Source organism: Variovorax sp. KBW07, assembly GCF_003852515.1.
In the GTDB taxonomy this organism is placed as follows: domain Bacteria; phylum Pseudomonadota; class Gammaproteobacteria; order Burkholderiales; family Burkholderiaceae_C; genus Variovorax.
Window position 1 is genome coordinate 22,596 of record NZ_QAJK01000060.1, and the last position, 19,893, is coordinate 42,488.

Genomic DNA, 19,893 nt, shown 5'->3' on the forward strand with positions numbered 1-19,893 from the left:
CTTTTTTTAAAAAAAGCAGAGAGAAGAAAAATGTCTTTGGCAATGCTCGCCCACCGGCATCCGCGCATCGTGGACTGGGGCATCCACATCGATCGCACGCCGGCCGCCGGCTGGCTGGGCCTGCAGTTCGTCGCACTGATGCCGACCTGGGTGTGGATGGTCCAGCGCATGCGCGACGGCTCCGACGATCCGCTGGGCCTGGTGGCGCTGGTCGCACTGGCGGCGCTGGTGTGGCATCGCCGGCACGAACTGCGTGCGTCGCCCCGGCTGGGCTGGCTGGCAACGGCGGGCGCGGGCACCGTGCTGGCGACGCTGCTGCGCACCGGGCTGGGCGTGGTGCCCGCGCTGCCGCCGCTGGCGGCCGGGCTGGTGGCCGTGCTGTCGCTGGCCTGCGGGCTGCTGGCCTTCCTGCCGCGCAAGGTGGCCACGTTGCCAGTGGTCGGCCTGGCGGTGCTGGCGTTGCCGCTGCTGTCGTCGTTGCAGTTCTATGCGGGCTATCCGCTGCGCGTGGTGACGGCCGAGGCCAGCCGCTGGCTGCTGGCACCGGGCTTCGACGTGGCGCGCGAAGGCACCAGCCTGATGGTCGATGGCCGGCTGGTGATCGTCGACGCGCCGTGCTCGGGCGTGCAGATGGTGTGGCTCGGCTACTTCACGGCCTGCGCCGTCGCGCTGTGGGCGCGCCGCAGCGATCGCGGCTTTTTGCGTGGGCTGCCGATGGTCGGGTTGCTGGTGCTGGGCGGGAACATCCTGCGCAACAGCGTGCTGATCGCGTTCGAAGGCGCCGGCCATCCGCTGGCGCCGTGGGCGCACAACGCGCTGGGCCTGGTGGTGCTGGCGGCCGTGTGCGGCGCCATCGCCCGCCTGATGGTGCCGGCCCGACCCGCGCCGGAGCCGCTCGAACACCCGGTCCCGGGCCTGATCACCACGCAAGGAGGCCGCCATGTCGACACCGTTCTTTGAGCGCTGGTTCGCCAACCATTTCATCAACCGCATCGGCCACAAGACGGCCTTTGCACTGGCGATGCTGCTGTGCATGCTGTGGTCGACCGCGGCGGCGCTGCGCGCGCCGGCCGAGCCAGCCGACGTTGCCGCGGTTTCGCACGAATGGCCGAGCCGGTGGGACGGCCTGCCGCTGCGCCCGCTCGCCCTGAGCGAGGTCGAGCAGCGTTTTGCCGACCGCTTTCCGGGTGCCATCGGCCGCATGACCGACGGCACCCAGACCCTGGTGATGCGCCAGGTGAAGCAGCCCACGCGCATGCTGCATCCGGCGGTGGACTGCTACCGCGCGCTGGGCTACCGCATCGAGCAGGCGCGGCTGGAACGCGACGCGCAGGAGCGTTTGTGGCGCTGTTTTGTTGCGCAACGGCACGGAGCGCAAAAGATCCGCGTTTGCGAGCGCATCGTGGACGCCCAGGGCGCGGCTTTCACCGACACTTCAGCCTGGTACTGGGCAGCGGCCAGCGGCCAGTCGCATGGCCCATGGCAAGCGGTCACCGTGGCAAAACCCATCTGACGACCTGAGAATGTGTCTGTGAAGAAGACCCTGCGATTTTTGCTTTTCGGGCTGTTGGCCCTTGTCATTACTGCACTTGTAGCTATCTTTTTGATAGTTAAGCTGGTGCTTGCGCCGGCCGCCGGCGAGTGGAGCACCACGGTGAAGGCGGGCCCGCTGAATTTCGAGATCGGCGTGCCCACCGCGCTGCGCCTGGCCACCTCGCCCTGGTTCTCGCCGCGCCTGGACGGCCATTCGCTCGACACCCGTTTCGGCACCGTGCGCTTTGCCTGGAAACCGGCCGGCGAAATGCTCGAGATGACTTGCGCACCCTGCAGCGCCGAGGTGTCGGCGCTCGGCAGCCAGCCGATCAAGGTCGAGCGCCTGGTCGCCACCGTGCGGCGCGACGGCAACGTGCTGAGCGGCGCGCTCGAAGCCACGCCGCAGAGCACCGACACCACCCGGCTCCAGGGCCACTGGGAAGGCAAGCTCACGCCGAAGAACCTGCAGCTCAGCGCCAACGTGCAGGACGCGCCCATTGCGCGCTGGTACGCGGTGCTGGTGCCCACGCTGCCCGAACTGCAGCGCGCCCGCATCGGCGGCACGCTGGCGCTGCACGGCCAGCTCGTGCTGCCCGAGGCCACGTTCTCGGTGCTGCCGGCCATCAGCCAGTTCACGGTCGAGGGGCTGGGCACCGAAGCCATGCTGGACGCGCGCACCAGCTGCGGCCCGTCGGCCAGGCTGGCCAACGACAGCTGGCTGGCGCGCGCGGTCATCGCGGCGGAAGACCAGCGCTTCTTCACGCACACCGGCTACGACCTGACCGAGATCCTCGCGTCGATCGACAACAACCAGAAGCCCGGCCAGGTCCGGCGCGGCGGCAGCACGCTGACGCAGCAGCTCACCAAGCTGCTGGTGACCGGCAGCGACCGCACCGCCGAACGCAAGCTGCGCGAGATGCTCTACGCGGTCGAGATGGAGCAGACGCTGGGCAAGGCCCGCATCCTGCAGCTCTACCTGGACAACGCCCCCTGGGGCGGCAACATCTGCGGTGCCGAGGCCGCGGCGCGCCGCTACTTCAAGCGCAGCGCGCGCACGCTGGAACCGGCGCAGGCCGTCTGGCTGGCCGCGATGCTGCACAAGCCGCAGGCCGTGCTCGAACAGTGGCGGCGCGACGGACAGATCGACGCCGAACGCACCAAGTGGGTGGCGGAAGGCATTCGCGGCATCAGCCGCAACCAGCGCGAGGCGATGCTCAAGGGCGTGGCCGCCGCGAAGTTCTCGGCGCCGCCGGCAACGCCCTGAGCGCCACCGCAATACCTGCCAGGCATGAAAGCAATGCAATGACCGTTCTTGTGACCGAAGCGGACGTCGAAGCCATCGAGCGCGCCACCGTCGCGGCGGTGTCGCCCGAAATAACCGAAGAACTCGACGGCTGGCTGCTGCCCTTCGACGGCGGCACCGTCAAGCGCGCCCGGTCGGCCGTGCCGCTGCACCGCGGCGCCGTCGATCACGCCACGCTGGACCGCATCGAAGACCGCTACGACAGCCGTCAGGTTGCACCCGCGCTGCGGCTGGCCGACGCGGCCTGCTTCGACGGCCTGCGCAGCGAACTGGCGCGGCGGCACTACACCCACGACAGCCCGACCTGCGTGCAGGTCGGCTCCGCAAAGCAGATGCGCCAGGTGGTGGCGCCCGGCGGCGCATTGGCCGATGTCGACCGCACGCCCGACGATGCCTGGGCGGCGCTGTTTCTCGGCGAGGGGTTCGACCCGGTGGACGGCGCGCACCGCGTGCGAACGCTGGCGCGCGCCAAGGGCTCGCTCTACGCCAGCGTGCGCGAAGGCGGCCGCACCGTCGCGGCGGGTGCGATGGCTTTTGGCCACGGCTGGGCCAGCGTGCACGGCATGCGGACCGACAAGGCGCAACGCGGCCGGGGGCTGGCGGGGCGCGTGCTGGCCGGGCTGGCGCAGGCGGCACTGGCGAACGGTTTCGAGCGCGTGTTCCTGCAGGTCGATGCGGCGAACCCGCCGGCACTGGCGCTGTACCGGCGCGCGGGTTTCGAGACTACATGGCAGTACTGCTACTGGCAGCGCCAGCAGTGGCCGAAATAACCGGCGGCTGAGCACCTCCCGCCAGGGGGCCGCGTGGCCATGGGTGGCGCGGCGGCCGCGTTAGTGCCACCATGGCCGCATGAAGAACGCCAATCACCATGCCAACCACCCCACCGATCCCGTGGCCACGCCGCGCGGCATCGACCACATCGTGGCCGGTGTTTCCACCAGCGATGGCGACGGCGTCAAACTCACCCGCGTGCTGCAGCAGCCGCTGCAGAAGCGGCTCGACCCGTACCTGATGCTCGATGCCTTCGGCAGCGACAACTCGGGCGACTACATCGGCGGCTTTCCGAACCACCCGCACCGCGGCTTCGAGACCGTCACCTACATGATTGCCGGCCGCATGCGCCACCGCGACAGCGAGGGCCACGAAGGGCTGCTCGAAAACGGCGGCGTGCAATGGATGACCGCCGGCCGCGGCCTCGTGCACAGCGAGCTGCCCGAGCAGGAAGAAGGCCTGATGGAAGGCTTTCAGCTGTGGCTCAACCTGCCCGCGAAAGACAAGATGCGCGAGCCCTGGTACCGCGACATCCAGAGCGAGGAGATCCCTGAATACACCACCGCCGCCGGCGTGCACGTGCGCGTGATTGCCGGTGCGAGCCACGGCATCGAGGGCGCGGTGCGGCGCGAGCACACCGAGCCGCTGTACCTGGACATCACGTTGCCGCCCGGCGCCGAATTCGCGCAGCCGCTGCCGGCCGACCACAACGTGCTGGTCTACGTGTTCCGCGAATCGCTGTGGATTGCCGGCAGCGAAGTGCCGACGCGCCGCATGGCGATTCTGGCCAACGACCCGGACAGCGACGGCGTGCTGCTGCGCGCCGGCGCCACCAACCACAGCCCCGCGCGCGCACTGCTGATTGCCGGCAAGCCGCTGCACGAGCCCATTGCGCAATACGGCCCCTTCGTGATGAACACGCAGGAAGAGATCAAGCAGGCGATGCACGACTTCCAGAACGGCAAGCTGGGCGGCTAGTTCATTCTTCTTTACGCAAGCTCACTCCCGGCTAACGGTGGCGATACAGAGCGCTTCCACACTTCGTCTCACCTGCTGCCCCTCGGTGGCGGGCTTCTTCGAAAGGAAGCACTTCTCATGATTTCTCTTCGCCAACGCATCGTCTGGGCCAGCCTGCTGGGTTCGGCCGCTCTCGCCTCTTCGGGCGCCTTCGCTCAAGCGCCGGCCGCTCCCGCCACACCCGCTGCACCGGCCGCCGCGGTGGCCCAGGCCGACGGCACGGCTGCGGCCCCCAAGGCCAAGGCCGAGCACAAGCGCATGGACCCCGCACAGCGCATGGAGCGCATGCAGGCCCACCGCGCCAAGCGCCTTGCCGCGCTGAAGGAAAAGCTCAAGCTGACCTCGGCCCAGGAAGGCGCGTGGAGCACCTTCACTGCCGCCAGCCAGCCGCCCGCAGGTGCCGGACCGCGTCCGCGCATGGACCGCGCCGAGTTCGCCAAGCTGACCACGCCGGAACGCCTGGAGCGCATGCAGGCCCGCCAGGCCGAACGCAGCGCCATGTTCGCCAAGCGTGCCGACGCCACGAAAACCTTCTATGCCGCGCTGACGCCCGAGCAGCAGAAGACCTTCGATGCCGAGACCGTTCACTTCGGCGGCCACGGCCATCGCGGTCACCACGGTGAACACGGCGGCCCGCGCGGTGCGGCGCCCGCCAAGGGCTGATCCGCGCGCCCGGTGCGCCATTCGTGGCGCCATCGAAAAAGCCCGCAACGCGAAAGCGCTGCGGGCTTTTTCTTGCCTGTGATTCGGTTCGTCGAACGGTTACTTCGGCGTGCCGGTCTTGTCGGTCGGGTTGGTCGCCACGTCGGGGCGTTCGCCCTTCTGGCCGAACTGCGGCTTCACCTTGCGGGCCTCCTGGCTCACTTCGGCGCGCGAGCGCTCGCCGGTGGGTTGCGGCATGGCGTTCGGCTGGTGGTTGACGGTGGTCGTGGCCTCGCCCTTGGGCACCATGCTGTTGGCGTTGTTGCGGTTCTGCGTGCGCGCTTCGGCCTTCACGGCTTCGCGCGACGCGGGCATCGAGTTGTCGGGGCGCTGCGTCGGGTTTGCCACGCCGGCCGGCGTCATGGTGCTGGCCTGGCCGCCCACCGAGGGATCGGGCTGGGCGGGAACCGAGGTGGTCTGGGCGCCGGCAATGCCTGCCGTGCCCAGTAGCGCGGCAAGAACGGTGGCGTGAAAGATTGACTGCTTCATGGAATGCTCCTTTGGCTTGTCTGCCTGTCTGTCTCGAATCGATGGATGAATGGATGGAAACGTGGGCTGCTCTTTTCTCAAGCCCTGAAATCACCGTAGGAGGCTGAAAAAAGGTGCCGTGTGGGGGTGCGGCAGGCTTGCCTGTAGGAGTCGGCCGCCCAGGCATGAAAGCCGCCCTAGAAGGTGGCGCGTTCCTACAGGCGCGGCGGGCGCGGCAACGTACAACCCCAGGACCGATGTCTTCTTCCCCCATTCCCGTTGCCACCGCCCCCGCGCCGGCCTCGCTCAAGGTCATGACGGTGAACACCCACAAGGGCTTCACCGCGCTCAACCGCAAGTTCATCCTGCCGGAGCTGCGCGATGCGGTGCGCACGGTGGGGGCCGACGTGGTGTTTCTGCAGGAAGTGCTGGGCACGCACTCGCGGCATTCGCGCAAGGTGAGCAACTGGCCCGACGCGCCGCATTACGAATTCCTGGCCGACACCATGTGGCCGCAGTTCGCGTACGGGCGCAACGCCGTGTATCCGAAGGGCCACCACGGCAACGCGGTGTTGTCGAAGTTTCCGATCGTGCATTTCCGCAACCACGACGTGTCGGTGAGCGGCCCCGAAAAACGCGGCCTGCTGCATTGCGTGCTGCGCCTGCCGGGCCGCATCGTCGACGTGCACGTCATTTGCGCCCACCTCGGGCTGGCCGAGGCGCACCGGCAACAGCAGCTGGAGTTGCTGTGCCACATCGTGCGCGACGAAGTGCCGGCGGATGCGCCGCTGATCGTGGCCGGCGACTTCAACGACTGGCGTGCCCGTGCGCACGACGTGCTGGAGAAAGGCGCCGCGCTGCGCGAGGTGTTCGTGCACGCCAACGGACGCGCCGCCAACACTTTTCCGGCGCGCTTTCCGGTACTGCCGCTGGACCGCATCTACGTGCGCAACGCTGGCGTGCATGCACCCGTGGTGCTGCCGCGCAAGCCGTGGTCGCACCTGTCGGACCACGCCCCGCTGGTGGCGGACATCGACCTGTGAACCCCGGCGACATGAACAACAACAACCACTGGATCGGCGGCAACCGCATCGAGCTGCTGGAGAACGGCGAAGAATTTTTTCCGCGCGTGTTCGATGCCATCCGCGAGGCCCGGCGCGAAGTGATCGTCGAGACCTTCATCCTGTTCGAGGACAAGGTCGGCCTGCAGCTGCACGCCGCCCTGCGCTCGGCGGCCCAGCGCGGCGCCAAGGTCGACCTGATGATCGACGGCTTCGGCTCGCCCGACCTCTCGCGCGAGTTCATCGAGGGCCTGACTTCGGTCGGCGTGAAGGTACGGGTGTTCGACCCCGGCCAGCGCTTCATGGGCCAGCGGCTCAACGTGTTCCGCCGCATGCACCGCAAGATCGTGGTGGTCGATGGCGAGCGCGCCTTCGTCGGCGGCATCAACTATTCGGAAGACCACCTGCTCGACTTCGGCCCAAAGGCCAAGCAGGACTACGCGGTCGAGTTGGCTGGCCCGGTGGTGGGAGAGATTCACCAGTTCGTGCTGCGCGCCATCGCGCTCGGCGGCAAGGGCGCGGGCTGGTTCCGGCGCCGCCTGAAGCAGGCCCCGCCCGCGAGCGGCAGCCATGCCGGCGAAGCCGACGCGATGTTCGTCACGCGCGACAACCGGCGCCACACCAACGACATCGAGCAGCAGTACCGCGCCGCCATCCGTGCCGCGCGCGAACGCATCGTGATCGCCAACGCGTATTTCTTTCCGGGCTACCGGCTCATCAAGGAGCTGCGGCGCGCGGCGCGGCGCGGCGTGGACGTGCGGCTGATTCTCCAGGGCGAGCCCGACATGCCGATCGTCAAGACGGCCGCCAGCATGCTGTACCACCACCTGCTGCACGCCGGCGTTCGCATCTACGAGTACTGCGACCGGCCGCTGCACGGCAAGGTCGCGCTGATGGACGGCCAGTGGAGCACGGTGGGATCGAGCAACCTCGATCCGCTCAGCCTGTCGCTGAACCTCGAAGCCAACGTGATCGTGCGCGACGCGGCCTTCAACAAGGTGCTGTGGGAGCGCATGGACCAGCTGATGCAGCACAGCTGCAAGCGGATAGACACGGCCGACCTTGCGAGCGAATGGAGCGGCTGGCGGCTGGTGCGCAGCTTCTTCGTCTTTCACATCCTGCGCTGGTATCCGGCGCTGCTGGGGCGGCTGCCGCGCCACGTGCCACGCCTGACGCCCGCCGAGGCGACCGACCTTGCGAGCCGGCGCGACACCGGCAAGAGCAACCCGACCGGCGGCGCCACGCAGACGGACGCGGCCTGATGACCTCGGATACGAAGTGAGCACCCTCGGCCTCACCCTCACCCGCCAGTCGTGGTGGCCCTGGGCCCGCCGTGTGGCGGTGTGGGGCTTCTTCGGGCTGATCGCGTGGCTGCTGGTGAAGCAGGCGCGCACCATCGAATGGGACGAGGTGCTCGACGCGATTGGCGCGCTGCCCGCGTCCACCCTGCTCGCGGCAGGCGCGCTGGCCGCCTGCAGCTTTGCGCTCTACAGCACCTACGACCTGCTGGGCCGGCATGTGACCAAACACAAGCTCGGCACCGGCACGGTGATGGGCGTGACCTTCATCAGCTACGCCTTCAACCTCAACCTCGGCTCGCTGGTCGGCGGCGTGGCGTTTCGCTACCGGCTCTATTCGCGCCTGGGGCTCGAGAACGACACCATCACGCGCGTGCTGGGCTTCAGCATGCTGACCAACTGGCTGGGCTACCTGGTGGTGGCCGGCGCGGCCTTCTGCTTCTGGCCGATGGCGCTGCCGCCCGACTGGAAGATCGACAACCAGGGGCTGCGCATCCTGGGCGCGGCGTTGCTGTTGCTGGCCGCGGCCTACGTGGCGCTGTGCGCGTTCTCGAGGGGCCGCACGTGGCGCGTGCGCGGCCATGAATTCAGTGCGCCGGGGCTTCCGATGGCGATGCTGCAACTGGCAATGTCGTGCCTCAACTGGTCGCTGATGGGCGGCGTGATCTGGTTCCTGCTGCAGGGCAAGGTCGACTATCCGCAGGTGTTGGCCGTGCTGCTGGTGGCGGCGGTGGCCGGCGTGGTCACGCATGTGCCGGCGGGGCTCGGTGTGCTCGAGGCCGTGTTCGTGGCGCTGCTGTCGCACCAGGTGGCGGAAACGAAGCTGCTGGGGGCGCTGCTGGCGTATCGCGGGCTTTATTACCTGCTGCCGCTGGTGGTGGCCACGTTGGGCTACCTGGTCACCGAGATGCGGGCCCGGCGGCTTCGGTCGGGTCATTCGTAACGCCGAGCAGCAGCAAAGCGTGCGATCAGCGCGCACTTCAGAGCCGGAAATGCGCGACTTCTTCACTGAAAACGGACCTTTTTGTTGCAGTGCAACAATCGAAACGCACGAAGCCTATAGTGGGCCGACCACCTCCACGGGCCACACCCCATGCCATCGCTCATTTCCGCCGCCCGCCTTACCGATCCCTTGATGCAATGGGTCGACCTGGCCGTCAAGACCCACGAGATGCTGCTGTCTTCCGGCTCGGTGATCCGCATGCGCACCGAGCGCATCGCCAAGGCCGGGCTGCTGCCCAGCGCGGTCGACCTGGAGGAATTCCAGTTGATGGGCCACGAGAAGCTCGCGGCCGCGAGCGAATCGGGCATGGCGATGGCCAGGCAGTGGCACAGCAGCCATTTCTCGCTGGCGAACCGCGCGCTGCAGCAATGGCTGCAGGGCACCACGGCTTTCTTCTCATTGGCCGGCAGCGTCACGCCGGCCCAGGCGGCGGTGCACAGCGACGCGCTGGTTCAGGCCACGGCAGGCACCGCGATCGCGGCCAGCGAGCTGTCGGATGCCGCGGCCTGCATTGCGCACGAAGGGCTCAAGCCCATCCATGCCGCGGCCACGTCGAATGCGCGGCGCCTGGCCGAGCTGCAAGCCTGACGGGTTCGGGGACGAGAAAGAAAAAGAAGAAGCGGGAGCGGCCGCCAGCGCTCAGGGCCGCGCCGGCACCAAGGTCAGCAGCGTGATTTCGGACGGCGCGCCAAAGCGCTTCGGCGGTCCCCAGTAGCCGGTGCCGCGGCTCACGTAGATCCACATGTCATGCAGCCGATGCAGGCCCGCCGTGAAGGGCTGCTGCATCGGCACGAACAGATTCCACGGGAAAAACTGGCCGCCATGCGTGTGGCCCGACAGCTGCAACTGGTAGCCCGCCGCAGCCGCCAACGGCGCGCTGCGCGGCTGGTGCGCCAGCAGCACGCGCGTGTGAACCAGCGGAGGCGCGTCGAACAACGCCAGGTGCGGGTCGCTCGCATGCGCCGCATCGAAGTGCCCGGCAGTGAAGTCGGTCACGCCGGCCAGCACCAGCGCGCTTTCGAACAGCTCTTCGTCGGTTTGCGCGCCGCGCACGTTGCGCGTCTGCAGCACCACGTGCTCGTTCAGCAGCACCTTCAGGCCGAGCCGGCGCAGCTCGTCGATCCAGGCGTGCGCGCCCGCGTAGTACTCGTGGTTGCCCGTCACCACGAAGGTGCCGTGGCGTGCGCGCAGGTCGGCCAGCGGCGCGATGTGCTCGCGCAATTCGGGCACGCTGCCGTCGACCAGGTCGCCGGTAATCGCGATGGCGTCGGCGCCCAGCCGGTTGACCGCGTCGACGATGCGCTGGATGTACGCGCTCTTGATCGTCGGGCCCACGTGGATATCGCTCAACTGCGCGATCGTGAAGCCCTCGAGCGCCTGCGGCAGGCCGCGGATCGGCACGTCGACGCGCTTCACGCCGGCCGTGCGGCGCGCGTTGACGAAACCCACGAGCGACGTGGCCGTGGCCATCGCCAGCACCGCCAGCGCGCTCCATGGGAGCAGCGCGTTCCACTGCACCTGCAGGCCACCCACCGCGCTCGCCAGCCAGGCGAGCAACAGGCCGGCATCGCGCACCAGCGTCAGCACGAACATCGACGAAAACCAGCCCATGCTGATCAGCCCGACCCACTTGAGCACGTCGCCCACCGAGGCATTGCGCGCAATGCGGCGAGACACGAAGGGCAAGGGAATGGTGAGCGCCGACACCGCCAGCGCGAGCAGCGCCAACGGCCACGCAGGCGTGAGCGCGGCCAGCGCGGGCAGCAGGCGCAGCGCGATGTAGACGTGCAGCAATGCAGTCAGGACGCTCAGGAGACGAATCGGCATCGGGGCAATGGGGTCGGGCACTGCCCGGGATACACCATCTGCAAGGCGCATGCCGCGCATTCAAGGCGGTGAAAGGCGCCGTGGTCGCTATTTTTTCTATAGCGCGAGGCGCCCGGATAGCGGTCGTCTTGGCCCTGCAAAGCCCGCAATTTTGCGCCGGCGAAAAGCGGTGCCTGCGCCCACTTTCACCGTATCACTGCACCGTGCGCGTGCTGGCCGAAGCCATGTCGGTGCCCGCGGGCCACACGAAGGTCGCCTTGGCGGGCGCGCCCTGCAGCACATGCAGCGGTTGCTTGAGCATCTGGCTGCCGATTCGCGCTTCGACTTCGTAGTTGCCCGGCTCCAGCCGCGCCACCATGAACGGGCCGCCCGACACCACGTTGTCGAGCAGCGCGGCGCCGCTTCCGTCGCGCACCGTCACGTGCACGTTGGCCGCGAAATCGGCACCCTTGCGGTCCTTGATCGCGAACTCGAAAGTGGCGGGCCAGCGCGGCGATACCGTTTCCATCAGTTGTGCTTCGTCGCTGCCGATGCCGCCGCTCATGTATTCGATGCCGTGCGCCATGTAGATCGGCGGATTCACCGCGGCGTGGGCCGGCGAAAGCGCGCCCAGCAGCAGCACGGCGGCGCCGCACAGCACCGCAGCCGCCAGGGGCCGCGTGCGCGATGATGAAAAACGGGAGGTCATGGTCTGGGTCCTTTCCTTGTCTTCGTCGTTGTGGCGAGAGGCCACGCGGCCACTGTGCGGCGCGCAGCTTAGGAAAGGCTGACCGGCAACACGGCAGGCACGCCGCAGGGGCGTGGCCGTGCTTTTTAGGGAGAGATAGTCTTAGCGGGCGGCGGAGGTCTGCGCCAGCGCCTGCGTTTGCGGCAGCGGCGGCGTCACCGAGGCCATGTCGAAATTCGACGGCCAGACGAACGATGCGCGCGCCGGCACGCCGGCGATCACCACCAGCGACTGCGTGAGCGTCAGCCCGCCCAGCGTCACGTTCACATCGTAGGCGCCCGGATTGAGCCGCGCCAGCATGTACGGCGCTTGCGATTGCACGTCCATCACCACCTGGCCGGTGTACTTCTGGCGAACCTCGACCAGCGCCTTGGCCGGAAAGCCCGGCTGCTGCGCGCCCTTGCCGTCGCTCACGCCGAACTCGATGGTCGCGGCCCAGCGCGGCGACACCATTTCCATGAAGGCGGCTTCATCCCTGGCGGCGCCCCCGCTCATGTACTCGATGCCCTGCGCCACCTGGATGGGCGGGTTCGTGAACGCGTGGGCCGAGAAAGACAGGGCCCCGAGGAATGCTGCTGTACCGCCCAATACCAGGGCAGCCAGTGGCTGCCGGAGACGCGATGGGTTCATTGCTGTGTGGTCCTCGATCTTGCGTGACGTGAAATCCGTCGAGGATTTTGCTTAGCAAGAGTCGGGCTAGATATAGCGTTTACGAGGAACGATCCTCGGATTGAAGTTGAATGCTATTGTTTTCATAGCTGGTGACGCCCGTGTGACGGGCGTGAAGTCAATTCCGTGACCGTCACCTCACGGAAACCCTGAGACGCGGTGTTTTGCGCACGATTCCGGGCCTGGGCAGGGCCGGCGCCTACGGCGGTGCATGGTTGCACGGGCTATGAAGGGCTGATGAACAGCAAAGGAGCTTTGACATGACCCTCGAATCGACGATCAACGAATTCAAGAAGGTGGACGCGCAGCGGGCGGACTTTCCTGGCGAGCACCTGGTGGTGCTGGGCGCGGGCGTGTTGCTGCTGCTGGCCGCTGGGCGCAGCCGGTCTTTTCTTGCCCGGATTGCGGCGGGCGCGGCCGGCGGGGCGCTGATCGGGCGTGCGGCGAGTGGGACGGGAGGGATTGCGCGATTGGCGCGGGGGTTGCAGGGCGTGAGGGGTGCCGGGGGCGCGGTCCCGAAGCGGTAGCAGTCAGCTGCGCTAACCGCGGTGTCGAGGTGCTTGCAGCGGAGATACTGCGTTTCCATGAGTACCGACGACCAGCCACCCGACCCATTGCGCGAGCGCCGTGAGGCGATGACGGCTTGGGAGCAAGGCCTTCGGCCGAAGCCGGAGCGCCATTGGGTGCTGTGGCTGGCGCTGGCGGTGCTGACGGTGTTCCTGCTCTATCGCGGCGCCGAGTGGCTGCTGGCGCGGCAGCAGGCGGAGAAGAAACCGGAGCTGTCGACCACCGAGCTTCCGCGTGCGAACCCGCCTCCGCCGACGATGCGCACCGTGCCTTCAGCGCCCGGTACTTCCATGGATGCCGCAGCACCCGATACCTTCGAAGTGACCAAGTGCCTCACCCCGTCGGGCAAGGCGGCCTACTCGGACGGCCCCTGCCCCGAAGGTTCGCGGGCAACAACAGTCCGGCTGCGCCGTGACGTGAATCTGGCGGATGGCATGAGCGTCGAGCAGCGCGAGGCCTCGAATCGGGACAACGCGGTCATTGCCGCGCAACAGCAGCAATACGAGCGGCAAGTAGCGCAAAACGTCGGCAACGCGATGAGCGAGTGCAGCGGCTTGGCCGAGCGGATCAGGGCGATCGACGCCGAAGCGCGCCAGCCACAGGACACGTACCAGCACGACCGGCTGCGGGATGACCGCAAGCGAGTGCGGGACAGGCAGTTCAGGTTGGGCTGCCCATAGTGGCAGCAGCGAAGTTCAGTTGAAAGCGGCGCAGTAGCTCACAGGGTCGAGCTGGCAATGCTGTTCCAGGTTGCCGACCAGATCGAACATTCGCGGCGCCTTGCGGAACTCGAACAGCCGATAGAGATGGAATTGGGTTTGCTCGTGCTTGGAAAGGGCCAGTTCGCGTTGCGAGACAAAGAAAGGCGTATCGCCGCCGAAGCTCGTTGTCTTGACTTCGATGTACCGTTCCCGGCCGCTGGCGTCGAAGGACAGCACGTCGAAGCCCAACCCGTCGCCCTTCGAGACGGAGACCCGCTCGACGCGTTTTGCCAGTTGTTCCTGCCCGAACTGCGCGAGACGCCATTGCTCGAAATGGATCACGAACGCTTCGCCCGCGGAGCCAAGCGAGCGATTGCGGGCCTCGCGCTCCAGGTAGTCGCGTTTGACGCCGACGAAGGTGCTCGGGTGAGGCGCTTCGGCCACACGATGTTGACGTCGTGGCGCTTCCGACTTCACTTTGGAGAAATCGGTCTGCGGGGGCTCGACCGCTGGGCGTTCCACCGCCGCCAGGGCGGCTTCGTCCAATATCGATTGCTGGCGGATCTGGCTCACGACAACATCCAGCAGCAGGGCCTGATAGTTGGCGCGCCGCTTGTAGCCGGACAGCGAGGGAATACCGAGGTCTTGAAGAGCAGCGGTGATGTTGCAGTGCTTGAACTCGATGGACGCTTCGCTGCGTCCATCGAGCTTGGGCAACAAGGCCCGCCGACGCGCCGACTTGTTGAAGCTTTGCCCTGCAAGCTCCAGCGTGAGCATCTGAAGATAGTCGGCGACGATGGCTTCGACTTCTTCCCGCGACCACTCCATGTATCGGCCCCGACGCGAATCGGCGTTTTAGATCAAACGTCGATATTCGCAGCCCGCAGCGCGTTCTGCTCGATGAACTCCCGACGCGGCTCCACTTCATCGCCCATCAGCATCGTGAACACGCGGTCTGCTTCGATCGCGTCGTCGATCTGCACGCGCAGCAGGCGGCGCACGGTCGGGTCCATGGTGGTTTCCCACAGCTGCTCGGGGTTCATTTCGCCCAGGCCCTTGTAGCGCTGGCGCGAGGTGGCGCGTTCGGCTTCGCTGATGAGCCACTTCATGGCCTGGCGGAAGTCGTCGACCTTTTCTTCCTTGGCGCGCTCGCCCTCGCCGCGCTTGACCAGCGCACCCTCGGTGCTCAGCAGGCCGCGGAAGGTGTTCGCCGCCTCGGCCAGGGCCGCGTAGTCGGCGCCGTGCACGAAGTCCTGCGTGATCACGCTGCTCTTGATGTTGCCGTGGTGGCGGCGGCTGATGCGCAGCAACGGCTTGTCGGTGCGGGCGTCGAACTCGTTGCTCACCTCGGCTGGCACGCCGGTGGTGTTGAGCTCGCGCAGCTTGGCCTGCAGCGCCACGGCCGAGGCTTCGGCGGCGGGCGTGGTGTCGAGGTCGAGCGCCACGCCGTCGGCGATGGCGCGCAGGGCTTCGGCGTCCATGAAGTTGCGCAGCCGCGCGATGACGGCCTCGGCCACCTGGTGCTTGCGCGCCAGTTCGCCCAGGGTGTCGCCGCTCAGCGTGGTGGAGTTGGCGCCGCCGGTCTGGATGCTCGCGTCCTTCAGCGCCACCTTGAGCAGGAAGGCGTCGAGCGCGGGGCCGTCCTTCAGGTACTGCTCTTCCTTGCCGACCTTGACCTTGTACAGCGGCGGTTGCGCAATGTAGATGTGGCCGCGTTCGACCAGCTCGGGCATCTGGCGGTAGAAGAACGTGAGCAGCAGCGTGCGGATGTGGGCGCCGTCGACGTCGGCGTCGGTCATGATGATGATGCGGTGGTAGCGCAGCTTGGCGACGTTGAAGTCGTCCGCGCCACCGCCCGCCGTGGTCGCGCCGGCGCGGCCGATGCCGGTGCCCAGGGCGGTGATCATGGTGAGAATTTCGTTGCTGGTGAGCAGCTTCTCGTAGCGCGCTTTCTCGACGTTCAGGATCTTGCCGCGCAGCGGCAGGATGGCCTGGAACTTCCGGTCGCGACCCTGCTTGGCGGAACCGCCGGCGGAGTCACCCTCCACCAGGTAGACCTCGCACAGTGCGGGATCTTTTTCCTGGCAGTCGGCCAGCTTGCCGGGCAGGCCCATGCCGTCGAGCACGCCCTTGCGGCGCGTCATTTCGCGGGCCTTGCGGGCGGCTTCGCGGGCGCGGGCGGCCTCGACGATCTTGCCGCAGATGATCTTGGCGTCGTTCGGGCGTTCCTGCAGGTAGTCGGTGAGCAGGCGGCCGACGATGTCTTCCACCGGTGCGCGCACTTCGCTGGACACCAGCTTGTCCTTGGTCTGGCTGGAGAACTTGGGCTCGGGCACCTTCACGCTCAGCACGCAGCACAGGCCTTCGCGCATGTCGTCGCCGGTGACTTCGACCTTCGCCTTCTTGGCGAATTCGTTTTCTTCGATGTACTTGTTGATGACGCGGGTCATCGCGGCGCGCAGGCCGGTGAGGTGGGTGCCGCCGTCACGCTGCGGGATGTTGTTGGTGAAACAGAGGACTTGCTCGTTGTAGCCGCTGTTCCACTGCATCGCCACTTCGACGCCGATGTGCGTGCCGGGAATGCCGCCGTAGGTGTCGGCCGGCTTTTCGCCCGCTGCGTAGAACGAGTTCGGGTGCAGGACAGTCTTGCCCTTGTTGATGAACTCGACAAAGCCGCGCACGCCACCGGCGCCCGAGAAGTCGTCTTCCTTGCCGGTGCGTTCGTCGAGCAGGCGGATGCGCACGCCGTTGTTCAGGAAGCTCAGCTCGCGCAGGCGCTTGCTCAGGATCTCGTAGTGGAAATCGTTGTTTTCCTTGAAGATTTCCGTGTCGGGCAGGAAGTGGACTTCGGTGCCGCGCTTGTCGGTGTCGCCGATGATCTTCATGGGCGAGACTTCGAAGCCGTTCACGGTTTCGAGCAGGCGGTTCTGCACGAAGCCGCGGCTGAATTCGAGTTCGTGGATCTTGCCTTCACGGCGCACGATCAGGCGCAGCTTGACGCTCAGCGCGTTCACGCAACTCACGCCCACGCCGTGCAGGCCGCCCGAGACCTTGTAGCTGTTCTGGTTGAACTTGCCGCCGGCGTGCAGCTCGGTCAGCGCGATTTCAGCGGCCGAGCGCTTGGGCTCGTGCTTGTCGTCCATCTTCACGCCGGTCGGGATGCCGCGGCCGTTGTCGGTGACGGAGATCGAGTTGTCGGAATGGATGGTGACGACGATGTCGTCGCAATGGCCGGCGAGTGCTTCGTCGATGGAGTTGTCGACGACTTCGAAAACCAGGTGGTGCAGGCCGGTGCCGTCGGAGGTGTCGCCGATGTACATGCCGGGGCGCTTGCGCACGGCCTCGAGCCCTTCGAGGATGGTGATGGAGCCTTCGCCGTAGCTGGTGTCGGCGGGAATGGCTTCGGGCGCCACGACCTGGATTTCAGGGGTGTAGACCGGCTCGGTGTGCGGGACTTCGGGCTTGTTTTCTTCTGCACTCATTCGGATATTCCTCTATCTCTCACGGCATTGACGTGATTTTTCGGGCTCTCAAGAACTCAATTCGCCGCCTCTTGAAAGCGCAAACCCGCGGAGGGCCGCGGGCTGTATGCGCAAGGCGCTGTGTGGTTTGTCTTCTAGATACGCATCGGCATCACGACGTACTTGAAAGATGCGTTCTCGGGGATGGTTAACAAGGCCGAGCTGTTGGAGTCGGCCAGGTCCAGCTTGACCATGTCCTGGTCCATGTTCGACAGAGCGTCGATCAGGTAGGTGACGTTGAAGCCGATCTCGATGGCGTCGCCGCCGTAGTCGATGTCGAGCTCGTCCTGTGCTTCTTCCTGCTCGGCGTTGTTCGACGCAATGCGAAGCGTGCCGGGCTCGATGTTCAGGCGCACGCCCTTGAACTTCTCGCTGGTCAGGATGGCGGTGCGCTGCAGGCTGGCCAGCAGCGGCGCGCGGCCCAGCGTGACGGTGTTCTTGTGGTTCTTGGGAATCACGCGGTTGTAGTCGGGGAACTTGCCCTCGACCAGTTTGGTGACGAACTCCATGCCGCCGAAGCTGAACTTGGCCTGGTTGTTGGCGAACTGCATCTCGATGGCGCCTTCGGCGTCCGACAGCAGGCGCTGCATTTCGAGCACGGTCTTGCGCGGAAGAATGACTTCTTGCCGGGGCACTTCGACGTCGAGCGTGGCGGAAGAGAAAGCCAGGCGGTGGCCGTCGGTGGCGACCAGGCTCAGCTGCTTGCCTTCGGCGACGAACAGGATGCCGTTCAGGTAGTAGCGGATGTCATGCACGGCCATTGCGAAGGACACTTGCGAGAGCAGGTCCTTCAGCGTCTTTTGCGGCACGCTGAACACGGGGCCGAAATTGGCGGCCTCCTGCACCAGCGGAAAGTCTTCGGCGGGCAGCGACTGCAGCGTGAAGCGGCTCTTGCCACCCTTGAGCACCAGCTTGCTCGCGCTCGACTCGAGGCTCACGGTCTGGTCGGACGGCATGGTGCGCAGGATGTCGATGAGCTTGCGCGCGCCGATGGTGGTGGTGAAGTTGCCTTCGTCGCCGCCGAGCTCGGCGGTGGTGCGAATCTGGATTTCGAGGTCGCTGGTGGTCAGCTGGAGCTGGCCGCCGGTCTTGCGGATCAGCACGTTCGCCAGGATCGGCAGGGTATGGCGCCGTTCCACGATGCCCGCTACCGACTGCAGCGCAGCGAGGACCTTGTCTTGGGTTGCCTTCAAAACGATCATGTCTGCTTACCTCTTCTCTTTATCTCTTTGAATCTGCTTGGTAGTCGTAGATCGGAGCCTCACCCGCCCCGTCGAAGCCGCCATTCTCCGCTGTCCGAAGGGACACTTTGAACGACATCCGGCTTCAGCCCTTGAGCGTCTGTTCGAGCACGTGGAGCTGCTGGTTGAGCTCGGTGAGCTGCTGGCGCTCGCCCGAGATCTTGCGCACCGCGTGCAGCACCGTCGTGTGATCGCGCCCGCCGAACAGCTCGCCGATTTCCGGCAGGCTTTTCTGCGTGAGCTCCTTGGCCAGGTACATCGCGATCTGCCGCGGCCGCGCAATGCTGGCCGGGCGTTTCTTGCTGTACATGTCGGCGACCTTGATCTTGTAGTAATCGGCCACCGTCTTCTGGATATTTTCGACCGAGATCTGCCGATTCTGGATCGACAACAGGTCGCGCAGCGCCTCGCGGGCCAGGGCGATCGAGATCTCTTTCTGGTTGAAACGCGAGTAAGCCAGGATCTTGCGCAGCGCGCCTTCGAGCTCGCGCACGTTGGAGCGGACGTTCTTGGCGACGAAAAAGGCTACTTCTTCAGGCATTTCGGCCGATTCGGCGCGCGCCTTGTTGATCAGGATGGCCACGCGCATTTCGAGCTCGGGGGGCTCGATGGCCACGGTCAGGCCCGAATCGAAACGCGAAACCAGGCGTTCGTGGATGTCGGCCAGGCCCTTCGGATAGGTGTCGCTGGTCATCACGATGTGGGATTTCTTGGCCAGCAGGGCTTCGAACGCGTTGAAGAATTCTTCTTGCGTCCGGTCCTTGTTGGCGAAGAACTGCACATCGTCGATCAGCAGCAGATCGAGCGAGTGGTAGCGTTCCTTGAACTCATCGAAAGTCTTGCGCTGATAGGCCTTGACCACATCCGACACGAATTGCTCGGCGTGGATGTAGAGAACTTTGGAATCGGGCCGGTCGGCCAGCAGCCGGTTACCCACAGCGTGCATCAGGTGGGTCTTGCCCAGGCCGACGCCGCCGTAGATGAAAAGCGGGTTGTAAAGATGGCCGGGCATGCCCGCCACGTGCATGGCCGCGGCGCGCGCCATGCGGTTGGCCGTGCCTTCGACCAGGGTGTCGAACGTAAGGCCCGAATTCAGCCGGTTCTTGAAACCGGCGGCGGCGGGCTCTTCGCCCGGCCCGGCCACATCGCGGGGCACATCGGTTTCGGCCAGAACGGCGACAGGCGCAGAGCGCACGGGCGCTTCACGCGGAGCGAGCGCTAACTCGACAGCCACCGGCTGGCCGTACATCTTCTCGGCCATGGCCGCGATCTTGCCGGCGTATTGGGCCCGGATCCAGTCGAGCTTGAAGCGGTTGGCAACGAACACCGTCATGCGCGAAAGGTCGTCGGCGACCTGCGCTGTCAGGGGTTTGATCCAGGTGTTGAACTGCTGCTCGGACAGTTCCTGCGCGAGCTGGTCGACGCAGGCCTGCCAGAGGCTTTCGCCGATGCCGTCAGTTGACATGAGCGCTTGAAAAAGTGAG

Annotated in this window: 20 protein-coding genes; 12 read left to right on the forward strand and 8 right to left on the reverse strand. The window is 66.4% G+C overall.

Annotation, left to right across the window (positions count from 1 at the left end; translation table 11 throughout):
• Window positions 1-30: 30 nt before the first annotated feature.
• The 6 genes from xrtQ to DBV14_RS13930 all read left to right on the forward strand — a co-directional run bounded on the left by xrtQ (window position 31) and on the right by DBV14_RS13930 (window position 5,287).
• Window positions 31-960 (forward strand): exosortase Q, encoded by a 930-nt coding sequence (xrtQ, locus tag DBV14_RS13905; RefSeq protein ID WP_124459763.1) that lies wholly within the window; start codon window positions 31-33, stop codon window positions 958-960.
• A complete protein-coding gene (locus tag DBV14_RS13910) occupies window positions 941-1,513 on the forward strand; it encodes a hypothetical protein (RefSeq protein WP_124459764.1) in 573 nt (190 codons plus the stop codon). Before xrtQ ends, DBV14_RS13910 begins: the two co-directional genes overlap by 20 nt.
• 105 nt (window positions 1,514-1,618) lie before the next feature.
• Window positions 1,619-2,797: a biosynthetic peptidoglycan transglycosylase gene (locus DBV14_RS13915; RefSeq protein ID WP_260397023.1), complete on the forward strand. Its 1,179-nt coding sequence runs from the start codon at window positions 1,619-1,621 to the stop codon at window positions 2,795-2,797.
• A 38-nt stretch (window positions 2,798-2,835) separates the two neighbouring features.
• Window positions 2,836-3,606: a GNAT family N-acetyltransferase gene (locus tag DBV14_RS13920; RefSeq protein ID WP_124459766.1), complete on the forward strand. Its 771-nt coding sequence runs from the start codon at window positions 2,836-2,838 to the stop codon at window positions 3,604-3,606.
• A gap of 79 nt (window positions 3,607-3,685) precedes the next feature.
• A complete protein-coding gene (locus tag DBV14_RS13925) occupies window positions 3,686-4,585 on the forward strand; it encodes a pirin family protein (RefSeq protein WP_124459767.1) in 900 nt (299 codons plus the stop codon).
• Between the two features lie 117 nt (window positions 4,586-4,702).
• Complete coding sequence (locus DBV14_RS13930) at window positions 4,703-5,287, forward strand: Spy/CpxP family protein refolding chaperone (protein ID WP_124459768.1); 585 nt, start codon at window positions 4,703-4,705, stop codon at window positions 5,285-5,287.
• A gap of 99 nt (window positions 5,288-5,386) precedes the next feature.
• Here DBV14_RS13930 and DBV14_RS13935 read toward each other — a convergent pair whose 3' ends face one another.
• On the reverse strand, window positions 5,387-5,815 hold the full coding sequence (locus tag DBV14_RS13935) for a serine/threonine protein kinase (RefSeq protein WP_124459769.1): 429 nt from the start codon (window positions 5,813-5,815) through the stop codon (window positions 5,387-5,389).
• Between the two features lie 236 nt (window positions 5,816-6,051).
• On the opposite strand from DBV14_RS13935, the gene DBV14_RS13940 reads away from it, so the two are divergent.
• From DBV14_RS13940 to DBV14_RS13955, 4 genes are all read left to right on the forward strand, one after another.
• A complete protein-coding gene (locus DBV14_RS13940) occupies window positions 6,052-6,837 on the forward strand; it encodes an endonuclease/exonuclease/phosphatase family protein (protein ID WP_124459770.1) in 786 nt (261 codons plus the stop codon).
• Window positions 6,838-6,848: 11 nt separating this feature from the next.
• Entirely contained in the window at window positions 6,849-8,117 is a 1,269-nt protein-coding gene (gene clsB, locus DBV14_RS13945; RefSeq protein ID WP_124459771.1) for a cardiolipin synthase ClsB, read from the forward strand.
• A 16-nt stretch (window positions 8,118-8,133) separates the two neighbouring features.
• Window positions 8,134-9,096 carry a lysylphosphatidylglycerol synthase domain-containing protein gene (locus DBV14_RS13950; RefSeq protein ID WP_124459772.1) on the forward strand — a complete coding sequence of 321 codons (963 nt, stop codon included), beginning with the start codon at window positions 8,134-8,136 and terminating at the stop codon, window positions 9,094-9,096.
• 150 nt (window positions 9,097-9,246) lie between these two features.
• Window positions 9,247-9,744, forward strand: coding sequence for a polyhydroxyalkanoate granule-associated phasin (locus DBV14_RS13955; RefSeq protein WP_124459773.1), 498 nt, complete (start codon window positions 9,247-9,249; stop codon window positions 9,742-9,744).
• A 51-nt stretch (window positions 9,745-9,795) separates the two neighbouring features.
• Here DBV14_RS13955 and DBV14_RS13960 read toward each other — a convergent pair whose 3' ends face one another.
• The 3 genes from DBV14_RS13960 to DBV14_RS13970 all read right to left on the reverse strand — a co-directional run bounded on the left by DBV14_RS13960 (window position 9,796) and on the right by DBV14_RS13970 (window position 12,340).
• On the reverse strand, window positions 9,796-11,043 hold the full coding sequence (locus DBV14_RS13960) for a metallophosphoesterase (protein ID WP_124459774.1): 1,248 nt from the start codon (window positions 11,041-11,043) through the stop codon (window positions 9,796-9,798).
• 133 nt (window positions 11,044-11,176) lie between these two features.
• The gene (locus DBV14_RS13965) at window positions 11,177-11,671 is read right to left on the reverse strand and encodes a hypothetical protein (RefSeq protein WP_124459775.1); all 495 of its coding nucleotides are present in this window, start codon (window positions 11,669-11,671) and stop codon (window positions 11,177-11,179) included.
• Between the two features lie 141 nt (window positions 11,672-11,812).
• Window positions 11,813-12,340, reverse strand: a complete 528-nt coding sequence (locus DBV14_RS13970) for a hypothetical protein (protein WP_124459776.1) — start codon at window positions 12,338-12,340, stop codon at window positions 11,813-11,815.
• A 299-nt stretch (window positions 12,341-12,639) separates the two neighbouring features.
• On the opposite strand from DBV14_RS13970, the gene DBV14_RS13975 reads away from it, so the two are divergent.
• Window positions 12,640-12,906, forward strand: coding sequence for a hypothetical protein (locus DBV14_RS13975; protein WP_124459777.1), 267 nt, complete (start codon window positions 12,640-12,642; stop codon window positions 12,904-12,906).
• A 57-nt stretch (window positions 12,907-12,963) separates the two neighbouring features.
• Window positions 12,964-13,626, forward strand: coding sequence for a hypothetical protein (locus tag DBV14_RS13980; RefSeq protein ID WP_124459778.1), 663 nt, complete (start codon window positions 12,964-12,966; stop codon window positions 13,624-13,626).
• 15 nt (window positions 13,627-13,641) lie between these two features.
• Here DBV14_RS13980 and DBV14_RS13985 read toward each other — a convergent pair whose 3' ends face one another.
• The 4 genes from DBV14_RS13985 to dnaA form a co-directional block, all read right to left on the reverse strand.
• The gene (locus DBV14_RS13985; protein WP_260397024.1) at window positions 13,642-14,475 is read right to left on the reverse strand and encodes a DUF3883 domain-containing protein; all 834 of its coding nucleotides are present in this window, start codon (window positions 14,473-14,475) and stop codon (window positions 13,642-13,644) included.
• A gap of 32 nt (window positions 14,476-14,507) precedes the next feature.
• Window positions 14,508-17,129, reverse strand: a complete 2,622-nt coding sequence (gene gyrB / locus DBV14_RS13990; RefSeq protein WP_124459779.1) for a DNA topoisomerase (ATP-hydrolyzing) subunit B — start codon at window positions 17,127-17,129, stop codon at window positions 14,508-14,510.
• A 134-nt stretch (window positions 17,130-17,263) separates the two neighbouring features.
• Window positions 17,264-18,370, reverse strand: a complete 1,107-nt coding sequence (gene dnaN / locus DBV14_RS13995; protein ID WP_124459780.1) for a DNA polymerase III subunit beta — start codon at window positions 18,368-18,370, stop codon at window positions 17,264-17,266.
• A 124-nt stretch (window positions 18,371-18,494) separates the two neighbouring features.
• Window positions 18,495-19,874 (reverse strand): chromosomal replication initiator protein DnaA, encoded by a 1,380-nt coding sequence (gene dnaA, locus DBV14_RS14000; RefSeq protein WP_124459781.1) that lies wholly within the window; start codon window positions 19,872-19,874, stop codon window positions 18,495-18,497.
• Between the last annotated feature and the right edge of the window lie 19 nt (window positions 19,875-19,893).